15 protein-coding genes are annotated in these 17,684 nt (G+C 55.7%); 6 read left to right on the top strand and 9 right to left on the bottom strand.

Translation table 11 applies throughout. The features are described from left to right. Window positions 1–16: 16 nt before the first annotated feature. Window positions 17–637 carry a sugar transferase gene (locus VEV40_RS17875; protein WP_324834295.1) on the bottom strand — a complete coding sequence of 207 codons (621 nt, stop codon included), beginning with the start codon at window positions 635–637 and terminating at the stop codon, window positions 17–19. After that, complete coding sequence (locus VEV40_RS17870; RefSeq protein WP_324834293.1) at window positions 619–1,176, bottom strand: glycosyltransferase; 558 nt, start codon at window positions 1,174–1,176, stop codon at window positions 619–621. Before VEV40_RS17870 ends, VEV40_RS17875 begins: the two co-directional genes overlap by 19 nt. Between VEV40_RS17870 and VEV40_RS17865 the strand changes: the two genes are divergently transcribed. Continuing rightward, the gene (locus VEV40_RS17865) at window positions 1,085–1,813 is read left to right on the top strand and encodes a hypothetical protein (RefSeq protein WP_324834298.1); all 729 of its coding nucleotides are present in this window, start codon (window positions 1,085–1,087) and stop codon (window positions 1,811–1,813) included. The two genes, VEV40_RS17870 and VEV40_RS17865, sit on opposite strands and share 92 nt — an antisense overlap. 451 nt (window positions 1,814–2,264) lie before the next feature. Here VEV40_RS17865 and VEV40_RS17860 read toward each other — a convergent pair whose 3' ends face one another. Next, window positions 2,265–3,146, bottom strand: coding sequence for an aldo/keto reductase (locus tag VEV40_RS17860; RefSeq protein ID WP_324834292.1), 882 nt, complete (start codon window positions 3,144–3,146; stop codon window positions 2,265–2,267). A gap of 192 nt (window positions 3,147–3,338) precedes the next feature. Here VEV40_RS17860 and VEV40_RS17855 point away from each other — a divergent pair, with 192 nt between their 5' ends. Next, window positions 3,339–4,133 (top strand): ThuA domain-containing protein, encoded by a 795-nt coding sequence (locus VEV40_RS17855; RefSeq protein ID WP_324834290.1) that lies wholly within the window; start codon window positions 3,339–3,341, stop codon window positions 4,131–4,133. A gap of 3 nt (window positions 4,134–4,136) precedes the next feature. Here the strand turns inward: VEV40_RS17855 and VEV40_RS17850 are convergent, their stop codons facing one another. From VEV40_RS17850 to VEV40_RS17835, 4 genes are all read right to left on the bottom strand, one after another. After that, window positions 4,137–4,892: an SDR family NAD(P)-dependent oxidoreductase gene (locus VEV40_RS17850; protein ID WP_324834288.1), complete on the bottom strand. Its 756-nt coding sequence runs from the start codon at window positions 4,890–4,892 to the stop codon at window positions 4,137–4,139. Window positions 4,893–4,901: 9 nt separating this feature from the next. Then, on the bottom strand, window positions 4,902–6,515 hold the full coding sequence (locus tag VEV40_RS17845; RefSeq protein ID WP_324834287.1) for an acido-empty-quinoprotein group A: 1,614 nt from the start codon (window positions 6,513–6,515) through the stop codon (window positions 4,902–4,904). Next, window positions 6,512–7,450 (bottom strand): c-type cytochrome, encoded by a 939-nt coding sequence (locus VEV40_RS17840; RefSeq protein WP_324834286.1) that lies wholly within the window; start codon window positions 7,448–7,450, stop codon window positions 6,512–6,514. The genes VEV40_RS17845 and VEV40_RS17840 overlap by 4 nt, the downstream gene beginning before the upstream one ends. A 92-nt stretch (window positions 7,451–7,542) precedes the next feature. After that, complete coding sequence (locus VEV40_RS17835; protein WP_324834284.1) at window positions 7,543–8,901, bottom strand: alpha-L-fucosidase; 1,359 nt, start codon at window positions 8,899–8,901, stop codon at window positions 7,543–7,545. A 183-nt stretch (window positions 8,902–9,084) separates the two neighbouring features. Here VEV40_RS17835 and VEV40_RS17830 point away from each other — a divergent pair, with 183 nt between their 5' ends. Genes VEV40_RS17830 through VEV40_RS17815 form a run of 4 tightly spaced genes read left to right on the top strand, consistent with a single transcriptional unit; the run spans window position 9,085 to window position 13,188 of the window. Beyond that, the gene (locus VEV40_RS17830) at window positions 9,085–10,257 is read left to right on the top strand and encodes an extracellular solute-binding protein (protein ID WP_324834283.1); all 1,173 of its coding nucleotides are present in this window, start codon (window positions 9,085–9,087) and stop codon (window positions 10,255–10,257) included. Then, window positions 10,251–11,471 carry an enolase C-terminal domain-like protein gene (locus VEV40_RS17825; protein ID WP_324834282.1) on the top strand — a complete coding sequence of 407 codons (1,221 nt, stop codon included), beginning with the start codon at window positions 10,251–10,253 and terminating at the stop codon, window positions 11,469–11,471. Before VEV40_RS17830 ends, VEV40_RS17825 begins: the two co-directional genes overlap by 7 nt. Continuing rightward, window positions 11,468–12,463, top strand: a complete 996-nt coding sequence (locus VEV40_RS17820) for an L-rhamnose/proton symporter RhaT (protein ID WP_324834281.1) — start codon at window positions 11,468–11,470, stop codon at window positions 12,461–12,463. Before VEV40_RS17825 ends, VEV40_RS17820 begins: the two co-directional genes overlap by 4 nt. Window positions 12,464–12,501: 38 nt before the next feature. Continuing rightward, the gene (locus tag VEV40_RS17815) at window positions 12,502–13,188 is read left to right on the top strand and encodes a GntR family transcriptional regulator (protein WP_324834279.1); all 687 of its coding nucleotides are present in this window, start codon (window positions 12,502–12,504) and stop codon (window positions 13,186–13,188) included. A 4-nt stretch (window positions 13,189–13,192) separates the two neighbouring features. Here the strand turns inward: VEV40_RS17815 and VEV40_RS17810 are convergent, their stop codons facing one another. Next, window positions 13,193–15,733, bottom strand: a complete 2,541-nt coding sequence (locus tag VEV40_RS17810) for a tetratricopeptide repeat protein (protein WP_324834277.1) — start codon at window positions 15,731–15,733, stop codon at window positions 13,193–13,195. 77 nt (window positions 15,734–15,810) lie between these two features. Beyond that, complete coding sequence (locus tag VEV40_RS17805) at window positions 15,811–17,502, bottom strand: hypothetical protein (protein ID WP_324834276.1); 1,692 nt, start codon at window positions 17,500–17,502, stop codon at window positions 15,811–15,813. Between the last annotated feature and the right edge of the window lie 182 nt (window positions 17,503–17,684).

The following is a 17,684-nucleotide window of genomic DNA, read 5'->3' as shown; positions in this document are numbered from 1 at the left end:
TTACTGGCTGTCTCTGTCACCTCCGCTCAGCTCCAAACTTCTCCACAGTCGCGTGTCCTTGCTGGCTGATTCCTTCCCGTCGAAAAACGTTTACAACTGTAGACATCAGAATGTGAAGATCAAGCCAAAAATTCCAGTGATTGACATACGAGACGTCCCACTCGAACTTTTCCTTCCACGTAATCGCATTGCGTCCCTTCACTTGCGCCAGGCCCGTAATGCCTGGCTTCATATGATGCCGCTTCGCCTGCTCTGCTGTGTAGTAATTGAGATATTCCATCAGCAAAGGACGTGGTCCTACAAGGCTCATTTCTCCCTTCAAGACGTTCCATAATTGCGGAAGCTCATCGAGGCTGAGCCGCCGCAATGCCCTCCCAATATGAGTCAATCGCGCGGCATCCGTAAAAGGATCGGCCTCCGAAGGCGGGCCTTCAACCATGGTGCGAAATTTGAATAATGTGAACGGCCGTCCATTCAACCCGGGCCGCATCTGGCAAAACAATATCGGCCTGCCCATCGTCATTCTGATCGTGACTGCAACCACAGCCATAAGGGGCCAGAGAACTGCCAGACACAGCAACGCCCCGGCGACATCCAGCAACCGCTTGCAAACCGCCCCTATCGGGTGTGAGCGCATTTCGCCGCCTCCACATCAGTATCGACAGGGAGAGCGTAACCGCGTTCCCGAAGCATCGATTGATAGAGCGAAGTCAAGGCCTCCCACACAGTTTCATTCCGAAAGCCGCGGGCTATACGTTCCCGTCCCATTCGCCCCATCAGTTGTATCCTGCCAGGATCAGACAGCAGCAACAGCACAGCCTCAGCCAATTTCTTTGCGTCTCCAACCGGAGTGAGTAGCCCCGTAATGCCGTCTTCAATTGCATCCACCGCGCCAGTGGCAATTGTAGTGACAATTGGAAGCCCTGCCGCCTGGGCTTCGAGGATGGTGTTCGGAAAGCCTTCACGATGAATAGGCAGCACAAAAATATTCATGATCAGATAGTAGAGTTCGATATGCTGCATGAACCCTACACGGTATATGCCGGGCTCGCAACGGGCGCTCTGCCCGTCTCTATGAATCAGGATGGCAGTGGGTCTTCTCGTCGATCCTGCGCCGCTCGGACTTCTGCCTGCGCATGGCGCTGCGCTGGCACAATTGCATGCGGGGGATTGCATGGGCCGACTAGCCGAGGTCGCCGTCCAGGAAGTCATTATCGATATCGGGGCCATGCCGGTTGCAGTGCGCCGCGAGAGCGCGGAATTCCTGCAAATGATTGAGAAGCGCTATTCCGGGTTCATCGACTCGGAGTCGCATGCAGCTTTTGAATTAAATGTTGAGATTGCGCCTCCGCGAAGGATCACCAAAGAGGAGGACATCTCGGTGCGCTTCGATTCAGGGCAATGGCTCATCGAGCGCGGTGATCTGCGCGCACAGTGGGACGAGGTAGCGCGGCGCGGACGGGTGATGCAATCGGCAAATCCGTATTCAATCGATACAGTGCTGCGTATTATTCACAGCCTGATTCTCGCCCGTGAAGGCGGACTGCTGATGCATGCGGCAAGTGCTGTGCGCAATCGCAAAGCATTTTTGTTCGCCGACGCTTCCGGAGCAGGGAAGACGACCATCTCGCGCATGGCCCCTGCAGACGCGACGCTGCTGACGGACGAGATCTCCTACCTGCGACGCAAATGGAAAGGATTACATCGCGCATGGAACTCCCTTTGCCGGAGAACTGGCGAGGGTCGGGGAAAATTTGCAGGCGCCGCTGGCAGCGCTGTATCTTCTGCAAAAGGGACCGGAGAACGCTATTGAACCGGTGGGCGCAGGTGAGGCGGTTCGCAGGCTGATGGAAAACGTGCTGTTCTTTGCGCGCGATCCGGAATTGGTGGATATGGTTTTTGTTTCGGTCTGTGATCTGGTGGCCAGGGTCTCTATATTTCGGTTAACCTTCTTGCCTGACGAGCGCGTCTGGGAGCTGATTCGATGAGCGCAGTTTACATTGCCAGAGGCAGGCCGGATACGCGCGACAAGCGTCATTGATGTTGGCCATCATCGACACGATATTGTGGCGGCTATTCGGAAGGCCACGTCCAGCGAATTTCGCGGTTCGCTGCAGTCGGTAGTGAACCCTTGCGCAAGCAAAACGAACTCAGCTGTCTCCACAATCACAAATGTTCTGAAAAGTGTGGAGTTAGGCGATTCGCTGCTGAACAAGAAATTTCATGATCTGCGCTCGGCTCATCTCTGATTGACGTGATCCAAGTCAGGCAAGCGCGAGATTGAGGTTGCTGATTGCTTCGTCGATCTCCTGCGTATTCTTGAAGCCTACAGTAACGCAATCCACCCCTGCATTTTGAAATGCGAAGCGCATGGCGGCCTGGCGGTCTTCGTGGCGCGTGAAAGTTCCATTGCCGACGAGTTTCATGCTGATGACGCCCATCCCTTCCTTGTGCACCTGCTTCACATGCTCGACGACTTCGCCAACGCTGGATGGATTATTATTGTCTTCCCATGTGGGGCCGTCCATGCGGGTGCCATTGTGATTCATGCGAATCATTGCAATTTCGAGCCACTTGTTGCCGGGCATTTGGCGCAATGCAGGAAGACCATGGACCGATGCGCCGCGCGCGCGGACAATTTTCTTCGACTGCGCTTCGAGGATGCCGTCCTGCCACCGGGCGGACTCGGAAACCCAGTCGGGCGTGTGCTGCCAATGGAGCAACATAACGTCAAAGTATTCTGTCTGCGACGTGCGCCGCATCTCGTCGAAACGCTCCTGCGGGTCGCCTTGATTGGTCGTCACCTTGGTCATGAGGTGATAGCTATCGCGCGGGAGGTTCTTAAGAGCTTCGCCAAGCATAGCAGGAGTGACGTAAGCCTCAGCAGTTTCAAAGAAGCGGATGCCGTGATCGTACGCATAATGAACGAGCCGCGTGAATTCCTGCTGGCCCAGCGAAGCCTGCACATGGCCATTATTGCTTCCGGTGCCAAAAGCAAGTCGTGTGACCTGTATGCCTGATTTGCCGAGTGTGACAACGTCGGTAGCCGTGCGACGCGTGGCATTCAGGGGAAACGTGCCGAGGCTGGCAAGTGTTCCTGCGGCAAGCGAAGTCTTAAGGAAATCGCGACGGGAGAATTGGCTCATAAAGACCTCCGCAACAAGGGCGTCTTTTGCGGAAATGGTATCACGGCAAGAATATTTTCCGGGCCGTGGCGGCGATAGGTGAGATCCGGCGCGCAAATTGACAGCCTAACTTGAATCTAGTATCTATGGGCGCTTGTGAGACTCTCTCTAACTTTTCTGCTTGCTTTTATTTCTCTGATGGTGCCGGGGGCTATGAGCCAGACCACGGCTGCCGGCAGCGCACAGGCCCCGCATCCGTGGGGCCAGAATCCCGATGGTATGCACATTTACATTTGGGCTGGGTTGAAATCGCACTTTCCCGGACAGCATGACTATCCTCAGTTCCTTGCCGACTGGAGCAAGATTCTCACCGAGCATGGAGCCGTAGTTGATGGGGCACTTCACGCGCCGCGCGTCGCCGATCTGGAACACACGGACGTGGTGATTATTTATAAGGGCGATGCGGGCTATTTAAGCGATGACGAAAAAGCAGCGCTCGAAGCATACATCAAGCGCGGCGGCGGGCTGGTGAGTCTTCACGATTCACTGTGCGGCCCTGACCCTTCGTATTTTGCAACGCTTGTCGGCGGTGGCAAGAAGCATGGCGAAGTGAACTATACGCTGGGAGCGCCTATTCCTTACACTGTGGTTGATACCACTAACCCCATCATGCAGGGCATGTCGAACATCACCATCTTTGATGAAGCCTTCTACAACATGACATGGGCGCGCAACCCGGGCATTCATGTGCTGGCTACGACCGCGATACCGGGCACGCCAAGCGCGGGAGCGCATAAGGGCGAGGTTGTGCCGCAGATCTGGACGTATGAACACACACTCTCCGGCGGCCAGCCCGCGAGGGCATTCGTCTGGATGCAGGGGCATGAGTACGCGAATTTCAGCAACTATCAGATTCAGCAAATGCTGCTGCGTGGCATTGCGTGGGCTTCGAAGAAGCCGGTTAATGCGTTAGTTGATTACGTTCCGCCGACGAATCAGCACAAGTAAGTTCTATTTTGCCGTCCAGCCACCGTCGATGAGGATGTCGGTACCGGTGATGAAGCCAGCTTCTTCTGAACATAGATAGCAGGCCAGCGCTCCAACCTCCTCGACTGTACCCCACCGCCCAATCGGGAGACTTGCGAGGAATTGCGCGTTGGCTTCCGGATTGTTCATCAGCGCTGTATTCATATCCGTTGCGAATGGGCCGGGACTGATTCCGTTGACGGTGATTCCCTCGCCAGCCAATTCCAGAGACAATGCTCGCGTGAGGCCGAGAAGCGCGGCTTTGGCGGAGGAGTATGGGGTCCGCCCGGGGAGCGACACATGGCCCATGATGGAGCTCATATTCAGGATGCGGCCGTAGCCGGAGCCTTTCATCCCAGGCACGAATGCGCGGCACATGAGGAACGTTGAGATCAGGCTGGAATCGAGGACGCTGCGAAATTCTTCCAAAGAGAAATCAACCAGATTCTTGCGGATATTCGTTCCCGCATTGTTGATGAGAATCTGCGGATGTCCAAAGCGCTGATTCACGGCATCGGCTGTCTTTGTTACTTCTTTCTCCTGCGTGACATCGGCTATGAAAACGGCAGCGGTTCCGCCGTGTTTGGCAATAGAATCGCGCACTTGTTCCAGCCGCTTGCTGTCTCGGGCCACAAGTGCAATGTTTGCGCCTGCTTCAGCGAGGGACTTCGCCATCGCTTCACCCAGACCGCGGCTTCCGCCTGTGATGACCGCCGTCCTCCCCTTCAGATTGATGACCATGTATCCATCCTATTGAGGCAGGCTCCACGCGTAGAGGCTGTCGCCTGCTCCGAACAAAATATATTGCTTCCCGTCCAGCATATAGGTAATGATTCCGCCTGATTCATTGGCGGTCATTTCGTGGTGCCAAAGGATCTGGCCTTTGTCGGCGCTGTAGATTATGAGGTTCTTCTGGTCGTCGCCGGTAATGAGCAGATTGGTTGCGGTTGTCAGGATGCTCGGGCCAACCGTCGTCGGCGCGTTGTTCAGGTTCGGATATCTGTGCTTCCATACGGCGTTACCTGTCAGCGGATCGATGGCCTGGAGAACGCGCTCGATATGCCCAATTCCTGTGCCTGTGCCTCCGTAACCGGAAGGCTCTTTACTGTCATCGGTCAAGTAGTAGATGGCTTTTCCTTCGACTGAATTGACATAGACCATGCCAGTTTTGGGACTGTAGGCGGGGGCCGGCCAGTTCGATGCGTTTACGATATTGATGGAGCCGCCGACCGTGGGGTCCTTGTCGGGAATCGGGATGGGCTCGCCTTGTGGCGACAGGCCTGAGGAATAATCGAGCGGCACATATGGCTTGACGACCAGATATTTGCCTGTGATCCGGTCGAGCGTCACAAAGAAACCGTTTCGCGCCGCCTGCGCCAGCAGCTTGCGCGGCTTTCCATCTACGACCTGATCGAACAGGATCGGGGCGGTCGTGTTGTCGAAATCATGCGTGTCGTGAGGCGAAACCTGAAAGTACCACTTCAGCTTTCCGGTATCGAGATCGAGCGCAACAATCGATTCCGTCCATAGATTCGCTCCGGGGCGTCCTTGGCCCGCGAAGACCGGATTCGTATTTCCCGTTGGCCAGTAAAGCAGATTCAGTTCGGTGTCATAGGTGCCGGGCATCCATGTCATGCCGCCGCCGTGGTCTGACGCGGACTCGTTCGGCCAAGTCTTCAGCGCCGGATCGTCCTTGCGCGGCGTTGACCACCAAGTCCATTGCAGATTGCCCGTCACCGTATCGAAGGAGTCGAGGAAGCCGGGCATGTCCATTGCGTCGCCGCCTACACCAACAATGACGTGGTTCTTTATGACCAGTGGCGCTGATGTCGAGAAATATTGCTTGCGCGCGTCGGCGTAATTTTTCCTCCACAGCTCCTGTCCGGTGTTCGCATTGAGCGCGATGAGCCAGTTGTCGGGCGTGAGGAAATAGACTGTCGATTTCCAGATAGCTACTCCGCGCTGCCCCACTAGGTGCCCGCCGTGGTCGCTCCAGCCGTAATGCCATAGCTGTTTTCCCGTGCGCGCATCGAGCGCCCATACATGGTCAGGAATCGTGATGTAGAGCACGCCGTTGATCAACAGCGGTGTGCATTTGATAACGGGAACGGGCGCGCCGCGCTGCGGCCCCACTCCGGCAATTCTGAAGACCCATTGCTGGGCGAACCGGCCTACATTCGCGGGCGCGATCTGAGTAAGCGTGCTGTAGCGTTGGCCGCTGTAATTGCCGTTGAAAGTCGTCCAGCTTGTGATTGGGGGCTTGCCGATTGCATTCGGGTCAAGCGATACATGCGGAATGGACGGGCCTGCGCTCGCCAGAGCGGCAGTTGCAATCGCCGTACAGACAGCGCTTGCCCATTTCATTTCAGCGTTGCCAGGTATGCGGTTACGTTGTGCATGTCATTGTTGGTCAGGGTCTGGATCATCTCCTGATGATCTGCGAGCGGGTCGTTTATCTCCACTTCTATGCCCGGTCCGCGGTTGATAACATGCGTCTGGCCCGCGCTGTCAACGACTGTAATGCGAAAATCGTTTATCACCTTGACCCGACCGGTTAATGTGGCGCCGCCTGGTTGTTTCACGGTTGCGCTGATTGCCAGCTTACTGTTTTCAGAGCTCGCAGGCCATATCCAACCGCGCTGGAGTTGATCCGGAGAACCGAAGCTGCTGCCAATGTGCGCAAATGTTTCTGCAGTGTGGCACTTCATACAGCGGGCCTTCACATAGGTCTCTCCTTGCACTGGATTCCCCACCACGATGTTCAGCACATGATATGTCCCGCGATTGGCAACGTCCTCGACCTGCAAATGAAGAAACTCAGCGATGTCATTAAGTTGTTCATCTGACATTGTGGCGAACGCGGGCATGCCTTTGTCCGGACGCCCGGCTTTCAGGAACGGAGTCAGCCGCTCGCCGTGGTCGTCGCTGAGGACTTCATCGGATGTAATCAGGCTGGGAGCGGTCACGCCGTGTGCATTCTGTCCATGGCAAAAGGCACAATTCTGCTGGAAGAGCGGCGCGCCGCGAGCTGCAGCCGCTTTATTTGGTTCCGGTCCCAAGCCCAGAAATGCGCGCGTGGCAGCCGCTCGTTGGTCCGGCGTCATGTTCTGATATGTCTTCCGTTGTTGCGCGCTATTTTGACCAGCGCTTGGCTCCTCCTGACCGATTGCGGTCACGGAAAGAACCGCGAAGACTGCGACGACTACATGAAGAACTGGATGGCTCAACCATCTTGGCCAGGAATTCAGGCACAATTGTTTCATTCCATTCAGCCGCCGCACGCCAGTATACAAATCCATCTCGGCGAAGGCGATCCTTATGAGAAAGTGCGGCGAGCAGTGCTTGTGCCAGACATCCTCTTGTAGATCGTCTCGCTATTCTCGTCATGCTTTTACAAGGTTCTCAAAGCAATCACCGTTACATCTGGATCTAGTGCTTGTGGAGATAACTCAATTTCAAGATTTTGTTCCGACTGAGTGAATTTCAGAGACTGTCCGTTGGCGAGCAGGCGCGCTGAGATGACCTTTGGCTGCAAGCCGCTTATTTCGAGCGTCGCTGATGGCCAGTCGAAGACATGAACAAAGACAGTTTCGCGCTTTGCAGTGGTTCGAATCGCGGGGTTTCCCTGGATCGGGCCGTAGGTGGTTCCGTAGATGGAGTCGCCGTTAGTCGCTAGCCAATCTCCGATGGCGCGGAGGCGCTCCTGAAATTCGGGCTGAATGACGCCGTCAGGCTGAGGGCCGACGTTGAGCAGGAAGTTGCCGCCACGGCTTGCTACTTCCACCAGCGCTCGAATGAGAAATTGCGCCGACTTGTAATCGTGATCGTGCATGTTGTATGCCCAGGTGTTGTTGATGGTCATGCAGGTTTCCCAAAGCTGAAAGTCTTCCGGTCTGGGGATTCCTGGCTTCAGCTCCTTTTGTACGTTTTGGTCTACGGCTGAAAAGTGGACATCTTTGGTGGGGATCGCTTTGGGAATGAACTGCTCGGGAGTGACATAGTCGCCAGGCACGCCAATGCGGTCGTTGACCAGCGTCGCAGGCTGGAGGCTGCGAATCAGCTTGATAAAGCGCTCGCCATCGTATTTTTCCTGGTGGTTCAGGCCATCAAACCATATCAGGGCCGCCGGGCCGTATCTGGTCAGCAACTCAGTCAACTGCAACTGCATGTAGTCAAGGTAGAGAGGCCATTCCGGACGCTGCGGCTCTCCATTCCAGTTTTCGCTTGCTGGCTTTGACGTGTCGCGGAAATCAGGGTGGTGCATATCGGGCGGCGAGTAGTAGAAGCCGAGGCGCATGTTTCGTTTGTCGCACGCTTGCGAGAGCATCTTGACGATGTCTTTTCCGTATGGTGTTTTCGTAATCTTGTAGTCCGTGTAGGAACCGTCGAACATGCAGAACCCGTCGTGATGCTTGGTGGTGAACACCATGTACTGCTGTCCTGCAGTGCGGGCCAAATCGACGAATGCGTCGGGGTCGAATTTCGTCGGATTGAAGCGCTGCGGCAAGGCGCGGTACTCAGCCTCAGTGATGCCGCCGGGAGTGGGCCGCATGATAGGCCAGGAAGCTTCCACGCTGGCCAGCGAGTACGGGCCCCAGTGGATGAACATGCCGAACTTCGCGTCGCGATACCATGCTGTTCGTTCGTTTTCATCGTTTAATGCAAAGGCAAAATTTGGAACCAGAGAAAGAGAAGAAGCGGCCAGAGAGGTTTTAAGGAACTGCCGTCGGCTCCATATTTGAGCGCTCATATCATGCACCAACCTAATGTGTACAGGTTCTCCTGTCAAGCGCTCCTCATTTGATTATTTAGGCGATTAGCCGCAGGGCTGTTGTAAGGATTATGTAGACTGGTTTAGCGGTTCGGCGGTATTGCTATATTTAAGCGCTCATTTATAATTCGATCTTTATTTGATTTCTGGATTAAGGCGGTCATGGCAGGAAAAGTAAAAGTAGCGTTGATTGCCGGCGCGATGTATGAGCCGCTTTATCGTTCGCTCGAAGAATTCGGCGCGGCACGGCGCGTGACGGTTGAGGTCGGATATAGCGGCGATCATCCGGCGCTGAATGCCCATCTTGCGTCCATGTCTAATCCTCCCTATGACTTGATTTCTACGCACACGAAGTACGCTCCGTCGCAGGCGCACTTTCTGGCGCCTCTGCAAACGCGCATCTCCCAGGAAGAGTTGGCGGACTTTTATCCCAAGCTGCTGGAACTGGCCACGATTGATGGCCAGTTGCTTGGTCTGGCAAGAAATATAGATGTTCGGCTACTGCACTACCGTACCGATTTGATGGTTGGTCCTCCGCAGACGTGGGATGAGTTGTTCGATACAGCGCAGAAGCTGACGAGAGGGAAAGATCTTTACGGCTTCGCATTTCCGGGCATGGAGTCCGGTTTATTTGGAACGTTCTTCGAACTGGCGGAATCTGCAGGCGCCTATCTTTTCCCTGAAAATGGGATTCCCGACATTGTGAATGAAGGTGGCCGATGGGCCCTGAGGCTGTTACGCCGGATGCATACGTCCGGCACAGTTCCACCGCAAGTTGTGGATTGGCATTACGACGAAGTGCATCGCGCCTTTCGCGAAGGGCATGTTGCCATGATTGGCGATTGGCCTGCCTATTACCGGGCGCATCTCGATCCTGCTCGATCAAGCGTGTATGACCGCTTTGCCGTATCGGCTTATCCCATTGGTCCTTCAGGCGCGTCGAAGACCTATGGAGGATCGCATACATTTGCGCTGACCCATCGTGGAGCGGCGAATCCTGGTGCCGTGGATCTGCTCCATTTTCTGACCTCGCCAGAAAGACAGATGGAGGAAGCTTCGCGCGGCAGCGTGCCCGTCCGACGCTCCGTGATGCGGCAGGTTCGTGAGTCAGCCTCGGCGAAAGAACTAGATCGCTGGCATACGCTCGAATCCGTTATCGATACATCGGTGCTTATCCCGCCGAAATTAAAGCGCTATCCCGAGATTGAAGAGGTGCTCTGGTGCACTGTACAACGCGCGATTGTTGGCGCAATCAGTGAAGAGGAAGCGCTCAATTCCATTGTCAGCCAGATTGCCGCTATAGCCAGGAATGAAAGAACACTCAGCCCATGTTGATTAAAGCTGTCAGTACACGCGATGCGCGTTTTCAGCTCGAACCCGGAGCCGGTTCGGACGCCGTTCACTCGTCGCCGGAGTATTCATTTGCCGTGACCTACCTAACTCTCGATAGCGGACTGCGCGGTACCGGGCTCGTGCTGACCATGGGGGAAGGGAATGATCTGGTTTGCGGCGCGATTGAGAAGCTGGCGTCGCGGCTGGTTGGCAGCGATATCGAAGAGTTGATGGCCGGATTTGGCGAGCAGTTTCGTGCGCTTGCCGACGATCCGCATATGCGATGGCTGGGGCCACACAAAGGCGTTGTTCATCTCGCGCTTGCTTCAATTACGAATGCGTACTTTGATCTGTGGGCCAAGGTCAGAAAACAGCCGTTGTGGAGCTTGCTGCTCAGTTTGTCGCCCGACGAAGTTGTGAATCTGCTGGACCTGAGCTATCTCGAAGATGTTCTGGATAGAAAGGCTGCGCTGCGGCTACTTAAAGATGAGCAGGCAGGCCGCGATGCGCGCTTGGGGATTATCGAGCGCGGTTATCCGGGCTACGACACGAGCGTCGGCTGGTATCACTATGACGACGATCAGATTCGCGACAATGTGCAGCGCAGCCTCGATCAGGGATTCGGTGCGTTCAAGCTGAAGGTTGGGGGGACACTTGAGCGTGATCTGCAGCGCGCGCAGGGGCTGCGACGCATCACCGGTCCGAATGCGACGATCATGCTCGATGCGAACCAGCAGTGGTCTTTGCCATCGGCCATTACTGCCTGCAAAGAACTTGCGAGCATGGATCCATACTGGATTGAAGAGCCGACGCATCCGGATGACATTTTTGCCCACAAACAACTGGCGCGGGAGATTGCCCCGCTCGCGCTTGCGCTGGGCGAGCACGTCCCGAACCGGGTTGTTTTCAAGAACTATCTGGAAGCGAAATGTGTCAGCTTTCTGCAGCCTGATTGCACTCGGCTAGGCGGCGTCAGCGAGTTCCTGACAGTCAGCCTGCTGGCGCGGAAGTACGGAGTGCCGGTCGTTCCACACGTCGGCGACATGGGGCAGATTCATCAGCACCTTGTTCTCTTCAATCACATTGCAATGGGGCATCCGGAAATATTTCTCGAACACATCCCGCACCTGAAGAGCCACTTCGTAAATCCAGCCGAAGTGTCCGGCGGGCGCTATCGAACGCCACAGGAGCCAGGCAGCAGTTCCGATCTTTTATGAATAGCAATTTCACCGGCATAGTTCTTGCGCTTGCGGGTGGCGTGCTGGTTGGGAATTGCATGCTGCCCTTGAAAAAGATTCGCACCTGGCCATGGGAGTGCACCTGGCTGGTGTTCAGCCTTGTTTCTCTGGTCTTCGTGCCTTGCCTGATTGCCGCATTGGCTGTCCCCGCATGGCCGGGAATATACGCATCGCTGCCGTTCTCCGCTTTGCTTCCGTCTTTATTGTTCGGATTCGGTTGGGGGATAGCACAGGTTCTCTTCGGCATCTCTGTTGTGCGCCTCGGCATGGCGCTTGCCTTCACCATCATCGTGGGGCTTGGCACCGTCTTCGGAACGCTGGTACCGCTGTTTGTTCTGCATAAGGGTGATCTCGCGAACGGCAATGCTGAAATGCTGGTTGCCGGGTGCGGCCTGATGATTTTTGGAGTTGCTCTTTCCGGCTATGCGGGCAAGTTGCGTGAGCACCCACAACGCGCAACAGAGCACGATTACAGGTCCGGATTAGGCATTGCCATCTTGTCGGGTGTGTTGTCTTCGATGCTTAATCTCTCGCTCGCCTTTGGAAGCCCTATTTCGCAGATGGCCGTGCGCAATGGTGCGTCCACTTCGACGGCTGTGTTCGCCGTATGGCCTGTGGCTTTGGCAGGCGGCCTCGTCCCCAATCTCGCATATGCGGTTTATCTCTTATGTAAGAACAAGAGTTGGGGAAAGCTGATGCACACCGTACAGGACGCCTTTCTGAGTTTGTTGATGGGGCTGCTTTGGATCGGCGCTGTCGCAATCTACGGGCTGTCTACTCGCTACCTGGGGCGGCTGGGAGATTCCGCCGGCTGGGCCATTTACCAGATCGCGATGATTCTTACCGCTACTACGGGCGGCATCGTAGTCGGTGAGTGGAAGGTGGCGAGCCGTCGCTCTCTGGCCGTGCTTGCATCAGGCGTGTTCATTCTCATTCTTGCCACGGTTGCAACGGCGGTTTCGACACGATGAAGTCATGCTAGTCTCTGGTCTACGGGGTTTATTACGCGATGGATGTTGCGACTGCTCAGAGCGACGCGTCACTGCTGGTGAAACAAAGTCTTGCCGCCAAGCTGCGGGAAGAGATTATCGAAGGACATCTCGCACCCGGCCAGCGCATTATTGAAGGCCATTGGGCGCGAAAATTCGGCGTAGCTCAAACCTCGGTGCGTGAAGCCATCAACCTGCTCATTAACGAAGGCTTCGCCACCAAAGCGTCTGGCCGCAGCGCACGCGTTACGTCTTATTCTGAAGGCGACATCGCCCAAATTTATGAACTGCGTGGCGCGCTGGAAGGGCTGGCCGCTAGATTGACCACGCAGCGCCAGCCTGATCTTGAGCCGCTTGAAACCACCCTTAAGGATTTGCGCAAAGCCACGAAGAGCGGAGATGTCCGCCAGCTTATCGAAGCAGACCTGCAATTTCATTTGCGGTTGTGCGAGCTTTCCGGGAACCGCTTTTTGTATGCGCAGATACACACCGTGCTGGTGCCGCTTTTCGCTTTCGTTGCTATGCGGGTTGTTCAGAGCCATCAAACGGCGCAGGCGTGGGAGTCTGACCTCGACCGCCATAAGCGCATCATTGAATTGATCCGGGAAGGCGATGCTTTCGCCGCTGAATTCGCAGTACGCGGGGCGATGCAGCAGTTTGCGCAGCGCGCTTATGAAATCTGGCAGAGGAAAGAAGCAAAGTCCTGACCCGTTACGGTGTTTTCTGCAATGAATCCAGAACATTGAGAGCCTGAACGATATCAGCATCTTTTGGAGCGAGTTTCTGCGCTTCCAGCAACTGCGTTCTACCATTGCCGTAGTCTCCGGCGCGGCAATAGATGAGGCCGAGATCTTTGTGCAGCGTGGGCAATGCGCTGCAATCCTTACAAACGCTCAGTGCTTCCTTTAATTGCGATATAGCCTGCGGCCAATCATGCGCGTCGGCTGATGCCAGAGCAAAATTGCCGAGTGTCGAGGCGCGATCGGTAATGTGTTCGTCTGCTTGCAGCGCCTCGAAGCGGCTTTCAAGAGTCTTTGCCTCGTCAGGATTCGATTTTTTGAGAAGCCGCGCAAGGTTATAGAGAGCCTCGCTGTATTGAGGACGAATTTCAATTGCCTTCCGCCATTGCTGAACCGCGCCTGCAGTATCGCCCTTGTGCTGCAGAGCCTGACCAAGCATAAAGTAGGCTTCCGCGTAGTCTCGCCTAGCCGCGACTGCCTTCTGGAATTGCGCGATAGCGGTGTCCGTCTCATCGGCCTGCCGCGAAATAAGGCCGAGCAGATACCAGGCTTCCGCCTGGTTTGGGTCGAGACGGACAGCCGCTTCCAGTTCCGGTTTTGCTTCGCTATTGCGTTGAAGATCAAGCAGAACGCGGCCTTTGTTGTAGCGGGCCGCTGCGTTGTTCGGATCGAGATGCGCTGCTTCGGAGAATTCCGCGAGCGCGTCTTTCAAATCGAAGCGGTCAGCCAGGGCGATTCCTAGATTTAGATGTGCTCCAGCCGAGTTTGGATCGAGTTCCACCACCTTGTGAAAGAGCGGCAGCGCGTCTGCGCCACGGTTCAGTCGAGTCAGGACCATGCCGTAGACGCTTAAGGCGCCGGAGTTTTTTGGATCGAGCTGTACGGCTTTGCTCAACGCGGTTTCAGCTTCGGGCAGGCGTCCTTCCCCTGCAAGAATGAGCCCAAGGTTGGCGAAAGCCTGCCCGTATTGCGGGTTGTTTTCCGTCGCCAGCCGGAACATTTTTTCCGCGTCGGCGTCTTTGCCCATTTGACCGTAGAGCACGCCCAGGTTGTTTTGCGCCTCCGCATACTGTGGATCGAGAGAGACCGCAGTTTTGAACTGGCTCTCTGCATCCTGAGCATGACCTGCCTGCAAATCAAGAAAACCAAGCTGATTGTGTACTGGAGCGAGGGACGCGTCGAGCGACTGCGCTTTTTCCAGCGCCTCGCGCTCCGCTGCATAGTCGGAGAGCCTGTCCAGCGCAAGCGCGAGGTCGTAGTAAGTGCGCGCGTTGTTAGGATCGTTCACTAGCGAGGCGCGATATAGCGCAACCGCTTTCTGCGGATCACCTGACTGCAAATCCTGGTTTGCCTGGCTGGCACTTACCGCGGCCACGTCCTGCTTTACGCTCGCCGCCTTTTTCTGTTGCAGAACATTCAATTCCTGGTGAGCCTGGTCCTGTTGCCCCAGTGTGCGAAGCACCGACGCCAGTTGAAAGCGCGCTTCGCTCGAATCTGGATTAAGCTTGAGCGCTTCCTCCAACTCGGGCCGTGCTTCGGCAGGTTTCCCGAGACGGGCGAGCACGAAGCCGAGATTGTAGTGGGCGTCCGCGTGATTTGGATTCAGTGTGATTGCCTGGCGGAAGGACTTCTCCGCTTCAGCATAGTTACCCAGTCCACGTTCAACGACGCCGTTGAAATACTGTGCTTCGAACTCATGCGGATGCCTCTGCAGATATTCGTGAATGAGCGGTTCCGCGCGATCATACTGCAGCAGAGCGGTCAGCGTCTTCACATAGGAGAGACGAACGGTATCGTCCGTTGGATCAAGCTTGAGGGCTGTCTCGAATTCCCGCCCAGCTTCTGTGAATCGTTTCTGCTGCGCGTAGACGATACCCAGATTCGCGTGGGCCTGAGCATAGTCGGGATGCTCTTTGACAATGGAGGAGAGGATTTGAATGGCCTCGTCAGTATTGTTGTTTTTCGAGTAAGCAATCGCAAGGTCTAGTTGCAGAACTTCGTCCTCCGGCGCGTCTTTCAGCGCGGCGATAGCCGCCGAGTATCGCTTCTCGGCGATGAAGGCTTTTGCCAGCCCGTCAAGCGCAGGGATCGATTGCGGGTCCTGCTTGAGAGCTGCTCGAAACGCATCGATAGCAGCGTCCTGTTGTCCCAAATCACTCAGCGTCACGCCTAACGGCAGAAGAATCTTAGGAGTGTTCGGCTTCAGGGCCGACGCAGCCTGTAATTCACGAGCAGCGCGCTTTGAATCATGATTGCTGAGGTAAGCGATGCCTAGGTCGTAGTGCCCTTCCCAGGACTTCGGATCGAGATGGATCGCGGATTGAAACGCGTAGACAGCGCACGAGAGTTGATGATGGCCTGCGAAGTAAGCGCCGAGAGCATCGTAAGCCGCGGCGGAAGGATGCGCGGCAATCGCCTGTTCAAGATCAGCTGGTCCTTTGCAGGCGGGCGGCTGCTGCGCTGCCATATAGAGTGGGAGCAAAAAACATGCGGCCAGCGTGGAACATTGCATCGACATCACTGATTTTGGAAATACTCTCTGCACAAACAAAATTCAACCTACTGATGATTACCTTAGCAAGCTAACATCTACTGAGCCGGCGTTCTGCCTTCGGCGCGCGCCAACATCTCGCGCATGAAAGAATCCTGCGGAAAGATTTCGAGGTAATGTTCCAGCGCAGTCTGCGCCCGCGCATAATCCTTCAATTGAATCAGCCGCACGATCAGTGTCTTCTGTATGACCGGATCGAAGGGATCCATCTCGATTGCCTTTTCCAGCGGCGGAAGAGACTCCTCGGTTTGGTTAAGCTTCACCAGCGCTTCAGAGAGATCGGCATAGGTTGTGGCCTGGGGCTGAAGCTGCAGTGCGTGTCGCAGATGGTCTGCCGCAACCTGATAATTGCCCGTCCTCAATTCTCTTCGTCCTAGTGATGCCTGCACGAGCGCGTTTTCTGGTTGGGACTGCTCAAGCTGATCGAGCACCTTGAGATAGTGCGCAACATATTCGGGGTGGTTTGCGGCCAGCTCGCCGTAAGCCTCAAGAAGCGTCAACGGCGGCGGTGGAGTGTTTTCCTTTCCTGGCGCGGGATTCAGATGGATCAGGTCAGGCAACGACGGAAGAGTTTGCTGAAAAGTGATGTCGGGAAACGGCTCGTTGGGTCGCGCAATAATGCGGTGGTTCGTAGCGCTGGAATGAGAAATCACTGCAATATCGCGCTTTGGCATGTGGCAGCCAATGCAGTTGTCAGCAGGCTTGCTTTGCTGACGGGCGCTCAACGGAAGTTTACAGCTTTGCGTAGTGTGGCAGGTAAGGCATTTGCCATTGAAATATGCAGGAGCTTCTTCAGCCGATGGCTCGACATGCGGGTCGTGGCAGGTGATGCAGCTTAGGCGGCCTTTGCTCGCGCGATAGCACTTGCTCAGGGTCATCGAGTAGTAGTGCTCAACGTGATCGACGTCGGGCGGAGCGCTGCGTGTGGGCGGAATCATCAGGATGGAAAGCGTACGGTCCAGCGGCTCACCAGGGCGGAAGTCCTGATAAGTCTTGCCCGGCTTAAGCACACGCACATCGCCTGTCTGATGACAGCCCATGCAGATGTTGTCCGCCAGGTAGGGAGTCAAACGCGCCGGATTCACGATGTGCGTCGGAGCGTCCTTGGCAGCGTGCGGGTCCTTCATCGCTGCAATGTGAGCGGCCCCTGGACCGTGACAGTTTTCGCATCCAATGGCGAGCTCGGAGAATGGCGCGCTCGCGAATTCTCCATTGGTATTTGCTATAAGATTCGGCCGCCCGCTGTGGCAGAAGATGCACCCTGCCTGGATGGGACGGTTAAAACCCAGATCAACCTGCTCATACCCCGGCGACGGTCCCCATGTTTTCGGCTTTGAATAGAAGGACCGCGGCGCCTGAAAAAGATAATCGCCGCGCCGCACGATCGCACCAATTCCATTGGTTCCGGCCCCAATCATCCAGTCGATTTCGTGCGTGTCGCGGAAAATGCCAGCCCCGTCAGCCGTTGTCTGATACTCGCTCTGATAAAGCTTTCCATCCCGCGTAAAGGTCTCATAGTGGCGGTCCATTTTCTGGTCAAATGAATGCGCCGGAAGCGAAAGGCTTTGCAAAAAAGTGGGCGTAAGGGTGGACGGCTTGATGCGCGACATCGACCTGCCCATACTGGTTTGCAGGAAGTGGTGATAGATGTCGCTGTGACACTCCGCGCAGCTTGCGGAGCCAACATAGCCGCTGTTCCCGCCATGAACCTGCCATGCGCCGGCGGCCATCGGCAGCAGCAACCAACACGCTAAAAATGCATACCGGGGTCTTAGGAAAAAGCTTTTCAAGTGTGGCCTATGACCTCAAAGTTATCCTGCCTGCCCTGCCGCGCCAATAGGAAACTAAAAAGGCAAATTCACCGGCGAAACCAGCCGCCAAACGGCCCGCGGTGAATTCAGCCAGCAGCAGA

It is taken from the genome of Alloacidobacterium sp. (assembly GCF_035631355.1).
GTDB lineage: Bacteria > Acidobacteriota > Terriglobia > Terriglobales > Acidobacteriaceae > Alloacidobacterium.
Note: the sequence above shows the minus strand (reverse complement) of the source record. Positions and strands in the feature narration are given on the sequence as shown.